Source organism: Chryseobacterium sp. WG14 (assembly GCF_024586945.1).
In the GTDB taxonomy this organism is placed as follows: Bacteria; Bacteroidota; Bacteroidia; order Flavobacteriales; family Weeksellaceae; genus Chryseobacterium.
In genome coordinates this window covers 155,672-172,690 of record NZ_JALCZD010000002.1, presented here as the reverse complement: position 1 = coordinate 172,690, position 17,019 = coordinate 155,672, and the positions used below count along the sequence as shown (strand labels likewise).

13 protein-coding genes are annotated in these 17,019 nt (G+C 36.7%); 8 read left to right on the top strand and 5 right to left on the bottom strand.

Going from position 1 to position 17,019, the window contains the following annotated elements:
- Positions 1-382 precede the first annotated feature (382 nt).
- Positions 383-1,525 carry a multidrug effflux MFS transporter gene (locus MP478_RS03960; protein WP_257199656.1) on the bottom strand — a complete coding sequence of 381 codons (1,143 nt, stop codon included), beginning with the start codon at positions 1,523-1,525 and terminating at the stop codon, positions 383-385.
- Between the two features lie 75 nt (positions 1,526-1,600).
- On the opposite strand from MP478_RS03960, the gene MP478_RS03955 reads away from it, so the two are divergent.
- Positions 1,601-2,383: a helix-turn-helix domain-containing protein gene (locus MP478_RS03955; protein WP_257199655.1), complete on the top strand. Its 783-nt coding sequence runs from the start codon at positions 1,601-1,603 to the stop codon at positions 2,381-2,383.
- Between the two features lie 131 nt (positions 2,384-2,514).
- Here MP478_RS03955 and rplS read toward each other — a convergent pair whose 3' ends face one another.
- A complete protein-coding gene (rplS, locus tag MP478_RS03950) occupies positions 2,515-2,871 on the bottom strand; it encodes a 50S ribosomal protein L19 (RefSeq protein ID WP_047485623.1) in 357 nt (118 codons plus the stop codon).
- A 289-nt stretch (positions 2,872-3,160) separates the two neighbouring features.
- Between rplS and MP478_RS03945 the strand changes: the two genes are divergently transcribed.
- Complete coding sequence (locus tag MP478_RS03945; protein WP_230034354.1) at positions 3,161-5,899, top strand: fibronectin type III domain-containing protein; 2,739 nt, start codon at positions 3,161-3,163, stop codon at positions 5,897-5,899.
- Between the two features lie 159 nt (positions 5,900-6,058).
- Here MP478_RS03945 and MP478_RS03940 read toward each other — a convergent pair whose 3' ends face one another.
- Positions 6,059-7,597 carry a membrane-binding protein gene (locus MP478_RS03940; protein ID WP_257199654.1) on the bottom strand — a complete coding sequence of 513 codons (1,539 nt, stop codon included), beginning with the start codon at positions 7,595-7,597 and terminating at the stop codon, positions 6,059-6,061.
- A 381-nt stretch (positions 7,598-7,978) separates the two neighbouring features.
- Here MP478_RS03940 and MP478_RS03935 point away from each other — a divergent pair, with 381 nt between their 5' ends.
- Entirely contained in the window at positions 7,979-8,680 is a 702-nt protein-coding gene (locus tag MP478_RS03935; RefSeq protein WP_230034358.1) for a CoA transferase subunit A, read from the top strand.
- Positions 8,681-8,752: 72 nt separating this feature from the next.
- Here the strand turns inward: MP478_RS03935 and MP478_RS03930 are convergent, their stop codons facing one another.
- Positions 8,753-10,555 (bottom strand): ABC transporter ATP-binding protein, encoded by a 1,803-nt coding sequence (locus MP478_RS03930; protein ID WP_230034360.1) that lies wholly within the window; start codon positions 10,553-10,555, stop codon positions 8,753-8,755.
- 121 nt (positions 10,556-10,676) lie between these two features.
- Between MP478_RS03930 and MP478_RS03925 the strand changes: the two genes are divergently transcribed.
- The gene (locus tag MP478_RS03925; protein ID WP_257190554.1) at positions 10,677-11,330 is read left to right on the top strand and encodes a CoA transferase subunit B; all 654 of its coding nucleotides are present in this window, start codon (positions 10,677-10,679) and stop codon (positions 11,328-11,330) included.
- 162 nt (positions 11,331-11,492) lie between these two features.
- Here the strand turns inward: MP478_RS03925 and MP478_RS03920 are convergent, their stop codons facing one another.
- Positions 11,493-12,308, bottom strand: coding sequence for a DUF4197 domain-containing protein (locus MP478_RS03920; RefSeq protein WP_257199653.1), 816 nt, complete (start codon positions 12,306-12,308; stop codon positions 11,493-11,495).
- A gap of 230 nt (positions 12,309-12,538) precedes the next feature.
- Between MP478_RS03920 and MP478_RS03915 the strand changes: the two genes are divergently transcribed.
- From MP478_RS03915 to MP478_RS03900, 4 genes are all read left to right on the top strand, one after another.
- Positions 12,539-14,806 (top strand): glycoside hydrolase family 20 protein, encoded by a 2,268-nt coding sequence (locus MP478_RS03915; RefSeq protein WP_257199652.1) that lies wholly within the window; start codon positions 12,539-12,541, stop codon positions 14,804-14,806.
- A 17-nt stretch (positions 14,807-14,823) separates the two neighbouring features.
- Positions 14,824-15,462 (top strand): Crp/Fnr family transcriptional regulator, encoded by a 639-nt coding sequence (locus MP478_RS03910; RefSeq protein ID WP_257199651.1) that lies wholly within the window; start codon positions 14,824-14,826, stop codon positions 15,460-15,462.
- A gap of 364 nt (positions 15,463-15,826) precedes the next feature.
- The gene (locus MP478_RS03905; RefSeq protein ID WP_257199650.1) at positions 15,827-16,390 is read left to right on the top strand and encodes a YeeE/YedE family protein; all 564 of its coding nucleotides are present in this window, start codon (positions 15,827-15,829) and stop codon (positions 16,388-16,390) included.
- Between the two features lie 79 nt (positions 16,391-16,469).
- Complete coding sequence (locus tag MP478_RS03900) at positions 16,470-16,904, top strand: YeeE/YedE family protein (protein ID WP_257199907.1); 435 nt, start codon at positions 16,470-16,472, stop codon at positions 16,902-16,904.
- Positions 16,905-17,019 lie beyond the last annotated feature (115 nt).

Here is a 17,019-nt window from a genome sequence, read left to right as displayed (position 1 = left end):
TGTACTGATGATGTGTTTTCCTAAGACAAAGCTTTATCTTCATTATCCGTATTTTCAGGGAGCAAAGGATAGAATCAACGAAGTTGATTCGTCGAAGCGTATGCATACATCTTCATCAGCGACGAAGCCGCATCACTTTGCCCACTTAAAATAAAGCGGAATTATTCATAAGCTTTGCGTTCATCTTTTTAATCAAAAAATAATTTCAAACTGACCTATTGAGTCTTGTCAACAAAATACATCTGATAACAAAATATATAAGAATTCCTGAATAAAATTTAAACAGGCTCTAAGCTTTTAAGCTGTAAAAAGGTTAATAACCGGTATTTGTTATTTGTATATATTGTTAGTAATCATATTTTATATGATGCTCCACATTAAATTAATTCTTTTTCTCACTAAATATAAATAGGGCAATGACTCCGATTCCTGAAAAAATGAGGGAAGAAAGTCCTAAGTTCTGAATATATCCAACGCTTATCAGTCCTGCTCCTATCATACTATAGTAGATAAGGCCCAGCAGGGCTCCGGCACTTCCTGTTTCATTTTTGTACTGTACCAATGCAGTACTCAGGATATTGGGAATGGCAATGCTGAATGTCATGACAATAAAAAAATAAGGGAGTAAAAAGTATATTCCTTTACCTGCCAGCATCCATACAAAAGCTGAAGCAATGCATGATCCGAATGTGCTTATCTTCACTAAAGTTTTGGGTGAGATATTCTTAAATAACAAAAACCTGTTAAACTTTGCCCCTATAAAGGTTCCTGCAGCAAGTATAATACTGCTGTATCCAAAAGCATAGGAAGAATAATGATTTTCTTTAAAAATAAAAGGAGCCAGTGCATAATAGGAGAATAAAAGTACATTAAAACTCATGATTAGTAAACAGCATTGGATAATTTCACGGTCTTGTAACATTCGTTTTAATAGATCTGCCAGGGTTCTCCTGTTTATTTCTTTTCCCGGATGACGGGTCTCAAATACCTTTCTTCTGGAAAGGATATAAAATAAAACAGCCAGCAGGTATAAGGTGATGAAAATGCCCTGATGTCCTATAGTAGAAGCCAATACAGAGCCTGTAATCATACCGATAACCGGGCTGATGGATAAACCTATTCCAATCCAGGAAAACACTTTACTGATGTTCTCTTTATCATAGCTGTCACGCAGCATAGTTTGGGTAACAATAGACCCTACAGAAATTCCGAACGCTGAAATAATCCTGGCAATAAGCAATACGGTGAAATTGGGGGCGAAGACAGCGGCCAGAGTTCCTATTCCATAAGTAATAAGCCCATACTCCAATGATTTTTTCCTTCCGATCCTGTCGCACTGAACACCCCAAAATGCCACTCCCAGCGCAAATGCTATGAAATACAGGCTGATAGTGAGTGCTGCCGACCCTTCTTTTACTCCAAAATGTTCCTGTACCAGCGGTAAAGCGGGACTGTATATGGTCTCTGCAAATTGTGGAAGCATTACCAGTAATATCATCAGCCAAAGCGGATTTGTCTTTTTCATTTTTTTGTGCAAAGTTTTGAAAAATTGAATGTATATTTATAATGATATAAAAACAAAAAATATCGAAAATAGGACATGGCTATACTGAAACAAGATCAGGAATTTGATGCAGATATCATCACCGGAAAAGTAATAGGAATTGCTTCTGATATGGTTTTGCATGATTCCGGGTTTCATTTTCATCAGACTAAAGCCCAGTTGCTGTATGCTCCTTCAGGCTGTATGACGGTTACCACTTCTGACAGACAGTTTGTCCTTCCGCCGTTCAGAATGCTATGGATTCCGGCTCATGAAGTTCACAGGGTGAATTTTCGGAATATGGTAGCGTACAGATCGATCTATTTTGATGAAAGCTATGCTGAAAGTCATATGAGAACTGGCCTTAAAGTTTTACATGTCAATGCTTTATTGAAGGAAATTATTGAAAGGATCTGCTTTTGGGGATGGACTGCTCCTGATCGTAATAAGGAAAATATTCTAAGTGTATTCTGGGATGAAATGATTACTGCTCCTGAAGAAAAACTGGCGCTTATCATGCCTCAGGACAGAAGGTTAAAAAAAATAGTGGAAAACTGGACGTTGCGTCTTTCTATACCACCTATGTTGACCAACCTTGGTAAAGAAATTGGCGCTGTTGAGAAGACAATAAGCCGTATTTTTAAAAAAGAAACCGGGCTGTCTTATCAGGAATGGAGACAGCAATGGCGCCTTCAGAGATCGATTGAACTTTTAGTGGAGGGAAATTCTATAGGAGAGGTAGCTTATGTGTTAGATTTCTCATCAGATAGTGCATTCATAGAGTTTTTCAAAAAACATACAGGATCTACGCCTTTGCAGTATCTGATGAAAAATGAGTGAAACTTACAGCAAGTATTGCTGTTGAATATATGATCGTTTCCTTGTCTAGTAGATTCGACTAGACACATTGATAAAAAAAGAGACTGTCTACATGTGTAAACAGCCTCTTTTTGTATGTATTGTTGTCTGAATTATTTCTTCTTGTAAGCAGCGTCTTTAATTCTTGCTTTTTTACCTCTAAGGTCTCTGAAGTAGTAAATTCTAGCTCTTCTAACTCTACCTCTTCTATCAACTTCAATTTTTTGAAGCGCAGGTAAGTTAATAGGGAATACTCTCTCTACACCTACATCACCACTCATTTTTCTGATAGTAAAAGTTTTTGTAGATCCAGCACCTCTTAATTGGATAACTGTTCCCTTGAAGAACTGAGTTCTTGTCTTTTGTCCTTCTTTAATTTCGTAATACACAGTGATGGTATCACCTGCTTTGAATTCAGGGAATTCTTTTTTTGTAATGTACTTGTCTTGTACGTACTTTAATAAATCCATTATTAATAAATAAAATGTTAAAGCTAAGCAACTTACACGTTTTTCGTCAGAGGTTGAATAACAGGTTGCAAATGTACAAAATAGTTTTTAAATAATCCAAACAAATTATATACTAAAAACTATAATTTTTTCACTGAGTTTTTGTTGAAAAGTTAACATTTTCGTTACGATTCCATCAGCCAGAGTTTATATGGGAAGTCTACTTTTGCCCGAAATAAAAATCTGAATAAATATTTTTAAAATACTGATTTACAATTTAAAACTCTATATGCTATTTAAAATTACCACTATGAAACATTATTTCTTCTTTTTTTGTTTCGCGGTCCAGATGGCATTCGGGCAGGCTTTGTTTCCCTATTTACAAAACCCTACCCCGAATTCTATGATCGTCAATTGGAAGACAGCTTCTAATAACGAAACAACCGTAATTTATGGAAACTCTCCAACAAACCTGAATGTAACCGTAACCGGGACAACCAATATCTTCTCGGATACAGGATATAATAACAATTATTATTATCACACGGCAAAAGTGGCCAACTTACAGCCCAATACAAAATACTATTATAAGATAAAAACGGGAACCAGTGAATCTGCGGTTTATAATTTCAGAACGCTTCCCTTGCCGGGACAGCCTGTAACGGCTGATGGGAAAATCCGTTTTCTGATCATGGGAGATAATCAGATCAAGGCAGAACCAAGATATGATAGTCTTACTTTGAATGCTTTTAAAAAATTAAAGCAAAAGTATGGTGCAATGGCTGATCCTTCGGATAATATTGCCCTTACATTTATGGTGGGAGATCAGGTAGATGTAGGAACATTGGATCATTATGAAAATGTTCATTTTAAAAAGAATATCAAATTATCACCTTACCTGCCTATTCAGACAACCGTAGGAAATCATGAAACCTATGGAACTTTAGGAATGAATTCTTATTATGCTCATTTTTATATTGATGAGATTAAATACAAGAATATCACTTCCGGAAATGAAAATTATTATGCCCAGCAGGCCGGTAATGTATTGTTTGTAAGTTTGAGCTCTGAACATACCGGAGCAGCACAGCAGACCTGGCTGCAGCAGATTTTAAATGAAGCCAACAATGATCCTACGGTAGACTGGATCATCTCTTTAAGCCACAGGCCTTATCAGGCAGAGCAATATGTAGGAGATATTTCTACTTGGGTAAGAAATAATGCAGTACCTCTTTTAGTGACTTCCGATAAATACTTAATGCACGTAGGAGCTCACCATCACCTGTACCACAGAGGACAGCTGAAAAATACACCAAACTACCAAATCATTTCCGGAGGAACTGCCTGGGATCAGTATTGGGGAATGTCTAATGAGCAGGATTTTGATGATGTTCAGAAAACGTTAACAGACTGGACATACCAGATCGTAGAAGTAGATGTACAAAGCGGGAAAGTAGATGTAGAATGTTACTCTATCGGAGGAATATACACGAAGAAAAATAATGAACTGGTAGATTCTTTCCACAGGTATAAGAACCAGCCGAAACCAGCGAAACCATCTGTTACCAATACTTTTACCGGCCCAATTACCTTACCTTTAACATTGAATGGAAGTGCATTTTCATCTTCAAACGGGGAACTTTTAAATACTACCCAGTTTCTGATCAGTAAAGCAGCAGATTTTTCTGTTATTGAAAAAGAAGTCTACCGTGATTTTGAAAACTGGTTCGGAAAAGACGGAAACGGAAATCCGGATAAAGCCAAAAACCTTAATGATGGAGTAGATATTACAAAAGTAATGCTGGCGACTAATTCTATCCCGAATGGTACTTATTATGTGAAAACACGTTACAGAGACAGAAACCTTGAATGGAGCGACTGGAGTGATGTAAAACAGTTTGAAATCGTAGGAAGTGTGGTTTCCAATCCTACATTTGCTTTAGATAAAACTGAATATACCCAAAACGAACCGATAGTTGCCACTTTCACAGGAGGCCCTGGAAATCAGCAGGATTGGGTGGGGCTTTATAAAAAAGGACAAACTCCAGCCACTACAACTTCTCAAGGATTTATTTATACCAACGGACAGACTGCAGGAACAGTTACTTTTAATAATGGCTTAGCTGCTAAAGGACAATATTTTGCAGGCTTTTTTGCCAACGGTGGCTATACTGAAATTACGGGAAGAAAAAGCTTCTATGTAGGTCCGAAAGTTCAGCTGCAAACCACAGCTGATGCGTATCCTGTAGGAGGTACAGTAGTTATTAACTTCAGCAACGGACCCAACCTGGTGAAAGACTGGATTGGTATCTACAAAATGGGACAGACTCCGGGAACCACAAATTCTTTAAAATGGAGCTATGTGACAACGGCGTCAGGAACCCTCAACTTTACGGGTCTTCCAAAAGGGTATTATTACGCTCAGTATTTATTGGAAGATGGCTATACCGGAATTGGAGAAAAAGTATTCTTTAAAGTAGGAGATATTGTTACTGAATTATGGACCAACAAGCCGGTTTATACCCTTGGAGAAAGCATCACCGCATCATGGACAGATTCTCCGGGGATTATTAAAGACTGGTTAGGAATTTATCCGCAGAATATTCAGACTCCGGATGATAATTTTGTTTCTTATACTTATTTTGATGGGATTACACAGGGAACAAAAACGATTCAGGGAACGGCAGTACCTGCCACACCAGGAAATTATTATATGGTGATGTTTACCAATGATTCTTATACCGAGGTTTCAAATAGGGTACAGTTTCAGGTAACTTCACCCACTTTAGGAACAGAGGAGACAAGAAGTACCGAAAAAAATGTAGTGTTATATCCAAACCCTACTAAACCGGGAGAGCCTACTTTCATTAAAAGTGATTATCCGATTGAGAAAATTGAACTGGTATCTGCATCCGGCGAATTGCTGTATGTATCAAAAAATATCAATAACCAACGTTTCTCTTTAGTGAATGAAAACCTTCCGAAAGGAGTATATTTTGTAAAAGTACATGGTAGAAAATTATTTACTTTAAAGCTGATTATTCAGTAAAAGTAAATAATAGGCATAAAAGATAAACAGGCTGTCAGAAACGACAGCCTGTTTTTTTAGCATTGAGGAGGAATAAGAGAGTATACATTCACCCTTATATGAAAAAAGCAGCCTCAAAAAAATGAAGCTGCTTTTTGATATAATAAACGAATTGGTGTTTTATTCAAAGTCAGGATGTAAATACTCTTCGAGAATAAAAGTTTGATTATCCGTAGCAAAATAATTATCCCCGGTATCAGCCAGAATCTTAGTATCCTGAAGAAGTTTTCCTTCCGGGCTGTAAATTTTTAATAAGATCCATTTTCCGCTGCGCTCAAGCTCCCTTGCTCCGCTTGCTAATTTGAATTTGATTTTTCCGCTCTGAAGAATGCCGGCTTTTACAGAAGCTTTATTGGCAGGTTTCCCTTTTACATACTGTACAACTTGTGCTGTAAAGCTGTAATCATCGTCTCCATCTTCACTTAATGGTTGGCTATAAGTGTACAAAATAGCTCCTTTATCATCATAAACGGTTGCATCGTAAGCATCCTGTTTAGAGTTTAATTTCTTTTCAGATTTCAGCTTTTTCTCCTCATAATATACCTTGCTGCTGACTAAAACAGCATCTTTATACAGCTTTTCGGTAAGCCCATCGTAGGAAGTTCCGTTAAAAGGCAAATCATCTTTATACGTTAACGTGGATTTTAAATTTCCATCCGGCGAATAATATTTAATTTCCTGGGTAGAACCGTCATTTAGGGATGTTTCTGTAGAAAGCTTCCCGTTTTCGTCAAATATCTTATTAAGTGTGGTGAGTCCGTTTTTATAAACATCAACAGTTGAAAGAGAGCTGTAATCATAGCTAAACTGATAGTCTTCACCATCCATTGGTTTATAGGTATCATTTTCTTTATCATATTGATAGATTAAATGAGCTATTTTTTTTCCGGATTCATCATATGTGGTTTTATAACCGTCTTTTTTATTTCTCTTTTGCTCCTGCAGAATTTTTCCATTTTTTCCATAGATAACGCCTTCTTTTATGCTGCCGTCACCTTTATATTTTTCAATTTTGGAAACCCTCATTGGATTATAGTAATATTCTACCTGAGTACTTTCGCTGCCGGACTCAGAGGTTGCGCTGCCAATATATTTACCTTTTTCACCATAATATTTATTTTCATAGCCCCCATTCTTATTGATAATGGATTCAGATCTGATGCCTTTGATATCTTCGTCGTAAATAATCGTTTGGGTTGGTGTAGAGTTTTCATATAGAGTGAGAGAGTTGTAGTAGTACTCACTTTCCGGGTCTTTATAGCTAAAGGATTTTCCACTGAACGTACCGTCAGCTTTATATACTACATCTTCTATCAGTTTACCGCTGGCATCATAGGATTGAGAAGGGCCTGCCTGCCTGCCGTTAGAATAGGTGACGAAGTTCATGACTTTTCCTTCAGGAGTATACCAGGTCACTTTTCCTTCAAAAATTTCACTGCCTGGAGTGGTATCAGAGGCAAGACCCTCCATTTGCAGCGTTCCGTTTTTATAAAAATCTTTGATGAGTGTAAGTTTGCCTTTCGGATATGCTTCACGGTAATATTCCATATTAGCCTGGGTGGTTTTTTCCCAGTTTTCATCAAAATAAGTTTTTTCCTGTGCATATACGTTGATGCTGAGTACTAAGGCAAGTAATGCTGAAGTAAATAATTTTTTCATGCTTTTTTATTAAGTTTATAGTTGATGTCTTGATTAGTGGGCTTGCGTATTGAAAATAGATAACCTTAAAAGGTTGAAAAGGATCGTAAAGGCAGTAAGCTGCCAGGAAATAATTTTAGATTGAAGTTGTGTCTACATAAATTACATACGAAGTATAAGATATAATATTTCTGAATTTACAGCTTCAAATATAAATCAATTTGATGAGAAATATGAAAAAAATGAACAGGTCTGTTCGTTTTTATTGATAAATATTTGATTATAATGGTTTTAAATATTAAAAAATGCTATTGAAAAAAAACAGGATTTCAGTATCATTTCCAATCATCATATATATGGGAAAATTTATTAAATTTAGCCAACAGAAAAATCTAATATTTCATGATAGATAAAAGAGTAAAAAATGCAAAGGAAGCCATCGACGGAATTAAAGATGGAATGACACTGATGCTTGGCGGATTTGGGCTTTGCGGTATCCCTGAAAACTCAATCAATGCTTTGGTAGAAAGTGATGTAAAAGAGCTGACTTGTATTTCAAACAATGCAGGAGTAGACGATTTCGGATTAGGATTATTGCTTCACAAAAGACAGATTAAAAAAATGATCTCTTCTTATGTAGGCGAAAATGCTGAATTTGAAAGACAGATGCTTTCAGGTGAATTGGATGTGGAGCTTACGCCGCAGGGCACTTTAGCAGAAAAATGCAGAGCAGCTCAGGCCGGAATTCCAGCTTTTTATACGCCGGCAGGCTATGGTACTGAAATCGCAGAAGGGAAGGAGGTAAAGGAATTTAACGGAAAACCTCATATTCTGGAACATGCTTATGATGCAGACTTTTCTATTGTAAAAGCATGGAAGGGTGATCATGCCGGCAACCTTATCTTTAAGGGATCTGCCAGAAACTTTAACCATCCTATGGCAGGAGCCGCTAAAATCACCATTGCTGAAGTAGAAGAATTGGTGGAACCGGGAGAGCTGGATCCTAATCAGATTCACATTCCGGGAATCATGATCCAGAGAATTTTCCAGGGAGAAAAATTTGAAAAGAGAATAGAGCAGAGAACAGTGAGAACTAAAGAATAATTTCTGATTCTATTTCTATTGACCATAAAAAAAACAAAGCGCTGAATGTAATGTATTTTCAGCGCTTTGTTTTTATGCTTGTGAAATAAGCGTTTTCCTTTCTCCGATTTGTTGCCGCCACATGGCATAGTACAACCCTTTTTCAGAAATTAAATTCTCATGAGATCCTGTTTCCACGATTTGCCCACGTTCAAGAACATAAATTCTGTCTGCATGCATGATCGTACTTAAACGGTGAGCAATGAGAACAGTAATTTGTTCCTTTTGTTTTGAAATATCTTTTATCGTAGAAGTTATTTCTTCCTCCGTAATACTGTCCAATGCTGAAGTGGCTTCATCAAATATCAATAGATGAGGTTTTCTTAAAAGTGCTCTGGCAATTGCAATCCTTTGTTTTTCACCACCACTCAGCTTCAGTCCTCCTTCTCCAATTACGGTTTCTATACCTTTTTCTGCCCTTTCCAGCAATGCGGTACAGCTGGATTTTTGCAAAGCTGCGGCCAGCTCAGATTCTGTAGCTTTCGGATTGACAAAAAGAAGATTTTCTTTAATGGTTCCTGCAAAAAGCTGAGTGTCCTGCGTTACAAAACCAATCTGATTTCTCAGTTCGTCAAAATCAAATTCTTTTCCATTGATCGTATTATAAAAGATATTTCCTTCCTGAGGCCTGTAAAGTCCCACCAGTAATTTGACCAATGTACTTTTTCCGGAACCGCTTGGCCCCACAAAAGCAATGGTTTCTCCATTTTTAACATCAAAAGAAATATTATTCAGGGCCTTATATTGTGCAGATTGATGCTTGAAAGATACATGCTTAAACTCCAATTCTTCAATAGCGCCAATTTGTTTAGGGTGAAGAGGCTTTTCTTCCACGTCTTTCTTCATTAAATTGTCAAAATTGAAGAGAGAAGCTTCAGCTTCACGGTAAGAAATAATGATATTCCCGATTTCCTGCATCGGCCCGAAAATGAAAAAACCATAAAACATCAGAGACAGATATTGCCCGGGAGTGACAACGTTTTTAAAAATTAAAAATAATAAGGTCAATGTGATCAGCTGTTGAAGAAAATTGACCATCGTTCCCTGTATAAAGCTTAAAGAACGGATACTTTTAACCTTTCTGAGCTCAAGCCCTAAAATTTTGTAAGTATTATTGTTCAATCGGATCACTTCCTGATTGGTGAGTCCTAAGCTCTTTACAATTTCGATATTTCTTAAGCTTTCCGTTGTACTTCCCGCTAAAGCCGTAGTTTCAGAAACAATATTTTTCTGAATGCTTTTTATTCTCTTACTCAATAAATTGGTGATAAATGCGATCAGAAATATTCCGCAGATATATACCGGCATAATCGACCAGTGTAACCGGATTGCATACACAGAAACGAAAATAATACTGACTAAGATTCCAAAGAAAATATTGATGAAATTGGTGATGAATTTTACAGAATCTTCTCTTACTTTCGTTAAAATAGATAATGTTTCACCACTCCTTTGATCCTCAAATTCCTGATAAGGCAGGGCCATTGAATGTTTTAAACCATCTGTGAAGATTTTTGCCCCAAATTTCTGGGTGATAACACTTACCACATAATCCTGAAAAGCCTTGGCAATTCTGCTTACCATTGCTGTTCCTATAAGTAATCCTAAAAAATAAAAAGCACCATGGTAAACTGAAGTTCCATATAAATATTCATTCAGGTTTCTGGATAAGAGCTTTTCCTTATCAAAAAAATTAGGGTGAGTGACCAGCTGGTCCAGGATATTACCTGTAATTGCCGGAGCAAATAACGAGAAAACCTGGTTAATGGTTGCCAACAGCAAAGATATAATGATCAACCATTGGTAAGGTTTAAGGTATCTTAAAAGTATTTTCATTCTAGTAAATAATATTGCAAAATTAATGATATTATTTTAACTAACACTGTTAATTGTTAAGCGCAACAAACACCTTTTGTATTCAGTTGAAAATAATTAAATTGCAGTCTAAGTTTTTATTATGCTTACAAAAGAACAAATTGCCAAAAGAATTTCAAAAGAACTGAAAGATCGCTATTATGTAAACCTGGGAATAGGAATTCCTACATTGGTTGCCAACTATGTTCCGGATGGTATTTCCGTAGAATTCCAAAGTGAAAATGGAGTTTTGGGAATGGGACCTTTCCCTTTCGAAGGTGAGGAAGATGCAGATATCATCAATGCCGGAAAACAAACAATCACTATTTTAGAAGGAGGTTCATTCTTCGATTCTGCATTCAGCTTCGGAATGATCCGTGGTCAGAAGGTAGACCTTACCATTCTTGGAGCGATGGAAGTTTCAGAGAACGGAGATATTGCCAACTGGAAAATTCCCGGGAAAATGGTGAAAGGAATGGGAGGAGCTATGGATTTAGTAGCTTCCGCCGAAAATATTATCGTAGCCATGATGCACGTCAACAAAGCTGGAGAAAGCAAAATCCTGAAAAAATGTACACTTCCACTGACAGGAGTAAACTGTGTAAAAAGAGTGGTTACTGAATTAGCCGTTTTGGATGTAACACCGGCAGGATTTAAATTGATAGAAAGGGCTCCTGGTGTTTCAGTAGAACATATTATAAAATCAACTGAAGCAGATTTGATCATTGAAGGAGAAATTCCTGAAATGCAATTCTAAATAAAAGCACCTTGCCACTGACAAGGTTTTTATACTTTTTAAATTGACTACATCAAATCTTCAATTTCAAGATAGAAGAAATTAAAGTCAAACAAAAAGACTGTCTCATAATGAAACAGTCTTTTTATATTGTAATGCTGAGGTTTGTATCAAGCTAATTTTTTATTTCCCATCCTGTGCTCCGAAAACTTTCTGCAAAATACTTGTAGTTCTCATTGCCGGAGTGTTTCGTATTCCACTTTCCTTCTGAGCCACCATTTTGAAAACCCCGTTGATGGTTTCCGTAGTCACATATTCGTTAAGGTCAGTAGTTACAGCCTGTCCTGTGAAGGTATTATATTTTGAAATAAGGCTTTTCCATACTGTGTCTGCACCCACTTTTCCAAGAGAAGCTTTTACCTTAGGCTGAAAAGCCGTAAATAGCTGGCTCTGAGTTTTACCTTGAAGATAATTGGTTGCAGCATTATCAGTACTCAACAAAATATTTTTAGCATCTGTAATTGTCATGGAGGTAATTGCAGTGGCGAAAATAGGGGCAGCTTCCGTTACCGCATCTTCAGCAGCTCTGTTTAATAATTTTACTCCTTCATCAGCAAGACTTCCCATTCCCAGAGAACGCAATGTAGTATCTATTTTTCTTAATTTTTCAGGCATTAAAATTTTTACAGCTTCATTCTTGAAAAAACCATCAGTTAAAGCCAGTTTCTTTACTCCATCGGTCACTCCCATGCTTAAAGCTTCTTTTAATCCTGATGAAATCTGTGAGGAAGTGAGATTTCCTAGATTGGCTGTTGAAGTAGCGGGTATCTTCGTAGAAGTAGCAGGTGTGGTTGTGGCTGCAGAACCTTTTGTTTTTACAGGAGCATTCAGATCAACACCTGTTTTATCTTTCACTGTAGATTTTAAAATATCTAAAAGCTGAGCCTGTGTAGAAATTGAAAATAATAACCCGGCTGCTATAAAAATGTTTTTTTTCATCGTATTTTTTTTACAAATTTAAATGTTTAATTCCTTAATTGCTTACACTTATCAAAAAGTAAACCAGAAAAAAAACGAATTTTTTATTTTAAATGTTTAGGTAAGTTTTAAAAAATAATGTAAAAGAATGGAAGCAAAGAATTTCAAAAGCTTAAGCGCTATTTTAATAACTAAACAACTAAAGGCTTTTAGAAAAAAGTTATATTAGCTAAAACATTAATACATCTTCAATGAGAAATTTTATTCTTGTGCTTTCAGCTCTTTTTTCAACTGTTTTTTACGCCCAGAAAAAGCCTAATTTAATTCCCTATCCCCAAACTGTAAACATAACAGAAGGGGAATTTATAATTCCTGAAACATTGGTATTGAATGACAAGCTTCCAAAAGAGGAAACAGACTATTTCAAAAAACGTCTCGGTTCACTGGTTAAATTTAAATACAGCAGTAAAACAGAAGGGGCCCACCTTACCCAGGCGCTGGTTCCACAACCAAAAATTCCTGTTACTACTGAAGATGTTAGAGAAAAATATACACTTACTATTTCTCCAAAAGGAATTTTTATCAGTTCCTATACAAAACAGGGATATTTTCTGGCGCTTCAGACATTGATTCAGCTTTTTGAAGAGCATAGAGAAGATAAAAAAATTCCAGCCTTAAGAATTGAAGATCAGCCTAAATTTGCATGGCGTGGAATGCATTTAGATGTATCACGACATTTTTTTACTGTTGATGAAGTAAAGCAATACATTGATTATCTGACCATGTATAAATTGAATACTTTTCATTGGCATTTAACCGATGATCAGGGATGGAGAATTGAGATTAAAAAATATCCAAAGCTTACCCAGATAGGCTCTAAACGTAAAGAATCCATGATTGGTGCTTACGCTGATAATACCTTTGACGGAAAACCCTATGGACCTTATTTCTATACCCAGGAACAAATAAAAGAGGTGGTAAAATATGCACAGGAAAGACATATAACCGTTGTTCCGGAAATAGAAATGCCGGGACATGCATTGTCTGCATTGTCAGCTTATCCTGAATTGGCCTGTACAAAGGGACCTTTTGAATCAGCAACAAAATGGGGCGTTATGGACGATGTTTTCTGTCCTAAAGATGAAACATTCACATTTTTGGAGAATGTTTTAGATGAGGTGATCCGGCTGTTTCCTTCTCAGTATATTCATATTGGCGGTGATGAGTGTCCTAAAACAAGATGGAAAGAATGTGTCCACTGCCAGGAATTGATTAAGAAAAATAATTTAAAAGATGAACATGGCCTACAGAGCTATTTTATCCAGAGGATTGAAAAATATGTCAACAGCAAAGGCAGGAAGATCATCGGATGGGATGAGATTTTAGAAGGAGGATTAGCTCCTAATGCAGCGGTAATGAGTTGGACAGGAGTAAACGGAGGAATTGAAGCGGCAAAAGCAAAACATTTTGCAGTGATGACACCGGGAGCATACTGTTATTTTGACCATTATCAGGGAGATCCGCAATCAGAACCCAATGCTTTCGGAGGCTTTACTCCATTGGAAAAAGTGTATTCTTATAATCCTATTCCTGCAGAACTGAATGCAGAACAGGCAAAATATATATCGGGAGTTCAGGCTAATCTTTGGACGGAGTATATTACAGATTTTAAACAGGTACAGTATATGATATTCCCAAGATTAATGGCACTTTCAGAAGTAGGATGGGGAACATCTGATCCTAAAAACTACAAAGAATTTGAAAACAGAGTGATCAGCCAGTTTAAAGTCCTTGATAAGATGAATGTCAATTATGCGAAAAGTATTTACAATATTTCCGGAAAAATAGTTCCCGGTAATAACGGCATTACCTATGAATTATCCACTTCACAAGATTCAAAGGGAGTAAGATATACCTTAGATGGAACAGATCCGACGATCAATTCAAAAAATTACCAGGGGCCCATTTCAATTCCTAAGTCTATAACTGTCAAATCAGCTTATTTTGAAAATGGTCAATTGAAAAGTTCAATATCTTCACAACAGTTTACTATTTCCAAAACTACGGGAAAAAAAATAACTCTTGAAAATCAGCCGAGTGAAAATTATTCATTTGGTGGCGCTTCCACTTTGGTAGATGGAATTATAGGCAATGTAAAACAGCTTGGTAAAACATGGCTGGGCTTTGATGGGAAAGATGTGGTAGCAACCATAGATTTTGGACAGAAAACAGGTTTTTCAGAAGTTTATTTTAATACCCTTGAAAATAAAGGAAGCTGGATTCATCTCGCTAAATCGGCTAAAATTTTTGTTTCCGATGATAATAAGAATTTTAAGCTCATAAAAGAGATCGGAAAAGAAGAGATTCAAAATGCCAAAGGAAAAATCAAATTAAATGCAGGTTCTCAAAATGCAAAATACCTGAAGATGATCATAGAAAATGCAGGGATTATTCCGGCAGGAAACCCCGGAGCAGATTCCAAAGCATGGCTTTTTGTTGATGAAATTGGTGTAAATTAGCCAAAATTGAACTAACAATGCAGGAAAGTGTGCTTTCTTCAGAATTCTCATCATCACCGGATCTTGTAGAAAAGCTGTACCGGTTGGGAACAACGAAAGATTACAGTGAAGGAGATATTATTTTAGATGAAAATGCTTCCATTCGCGCTATTCCTATTGTAATGAAAGGAATGATCAAAGTGATCAGGACGGAAGAAGATGGCCGGGAAATCCTGCTGTATTATATCAAATCCGGGGAAAGCTGTATCATGTCTTTCCTTGGGGGAATGCACAATGAGAAAAGTATTGTTAAAGCTGAGGTAGAGGAAGATGCAGAGATTCTTTTCCTGCCGGTAGATCAGGCCTCTCTGTTTATTAAAGAACATCCGGAGTGGTTAGATTATATTTTCAGACTTTATCATAAACGTTTTGAAGAGCTGCTGGATATCATCAATGCGATTGCTTTTAAAAAAGTAGATCAAAGATTATTGAATCTTCTCCGTAAGAAATCTGAAATTACCGGTTCTGAAAAGATCATTACAACTCATGAACAGCTTGCCAACGAACTGGGAACAGCCAGGGTAGTGGTATCAAGACTTCTTAAACAACTGGAAGAAGAGGGAACAGTAAAGTTGGGCAGAAACAAAATCCTTCTTCTGAAAAAAGACAATTTGTAGCAAAAATCCAAGTTAATAAAAAGTACTCACATCCCTCTCCACCAGAGGGTAGCGAAAATTCAAAGAATTTTTGACGGAGTGGTTATATCCATGAATCTTAACTCTCACATATTGTTCGGCTTCCTTCCTGGTAATGGCTTATTTTACCATTTGTATCTCTATTCATCTTTATGTAACAAAAGTAACTGTTTAAAAAATTAGAAAGCATGAAATTTGTATCAAACAAACTGAAAAAGAAGCTGTGATAAAGTTGAGTAGAGTAGTTTTAGGTCAGTTTTAGTTTTTTTAGAAGGTTTAAAGCCTGGTAAAAGGTGATTTTGTGTGTCAGACTAAAGTTTAAATAAATTAGATTAAAAAAATAAAGATGTTGGAGATTATAAAAGAACCGTGGCCCTGGTATATTGCTGGTCCGTTGATTGGGCTTACCGTTCCCGCTTTACTGATCATGGGAAATAAATCCTTCGGGATAAGCTCTTCGCTGAGGCATATATGTGCTGCCTGTATACCGGCCAATGTGAGCTTTTTCAAATACGACTGGAGAAAAGAGGCCTGGAATCTGTTTTTTGTACTGGGAATTTTCTTCGGAGGTTTAATTGCCGCCAATTTTTTAATGAATCCTGCAGAAATAACCGTTAATCCCCATCTGAAAACAGAATTGGCCGGATATGGAATTACAGATTATAGCAACCTTGTTCCCGAACAGCTGATGAATTTTCAAAGCTTATTTACCCTGAGAGGCTTTGTCATGATGGTGGTAGGTGGATTTTTGGTAGGATTCGGAACCAGATATGCAGGAGGATGCACCAGTGGACATGCTATTATGGGGCTTTCCAATTTACAGTGGCCATCTTTAATTGCTACCATTTGCTTTATGGCAGGAGGATTTTTAATGGCCAACCTTATTCTGCCGGTAATCCTTTCTCTATAAGTCTAATTTTAGAAACAGAATTAAAATGAGAAAAAAAATAGGGAAAAATAATTATAGAGGTGATGTGAAAAATATCAATATGAATGACAATGAATATAAATGGTATTATAACCTGAAATATCTTATAGCAGGAATAGTATTCGGAATTATTTTTGTGAAGGCCGAAGTGATCAGTTGGTTCAGAATACAGGAAATGTTTCGCCTGCAGTCTTTCCATATGTACGGAATTATTGGAAGTGCTGTTCTGGTGGGAATCATTTCAGTATGGCTGATCAAAAAAATGAATATAAAAACAATTGACGGAGAGACTATTACACTGTCCCCTAAAAAATTTAATAAAGGCCAGGTCTACGGAGGGGTGATTTTCGGTTTTGGATGGGCGATTACGGGGGCGTGTCCCGGGCCACTCTTTGCCCAGATAGGAACAGGGGCTGTAGCCGTATCCATTACTCTTATAAGTGCTGTTGCAGGAACATGGGTGTATGGATATTTCAGAGATAAACTTCCACATTGATGTCGAATATAGACAACGGCCAACTTTATACATCACGGTTGAAGACGTGATAATTCCTAAAGACTTGATGGGTATTGAATAAAAAAGACTGCTGATTCTATCAGCAGTCTTTTGG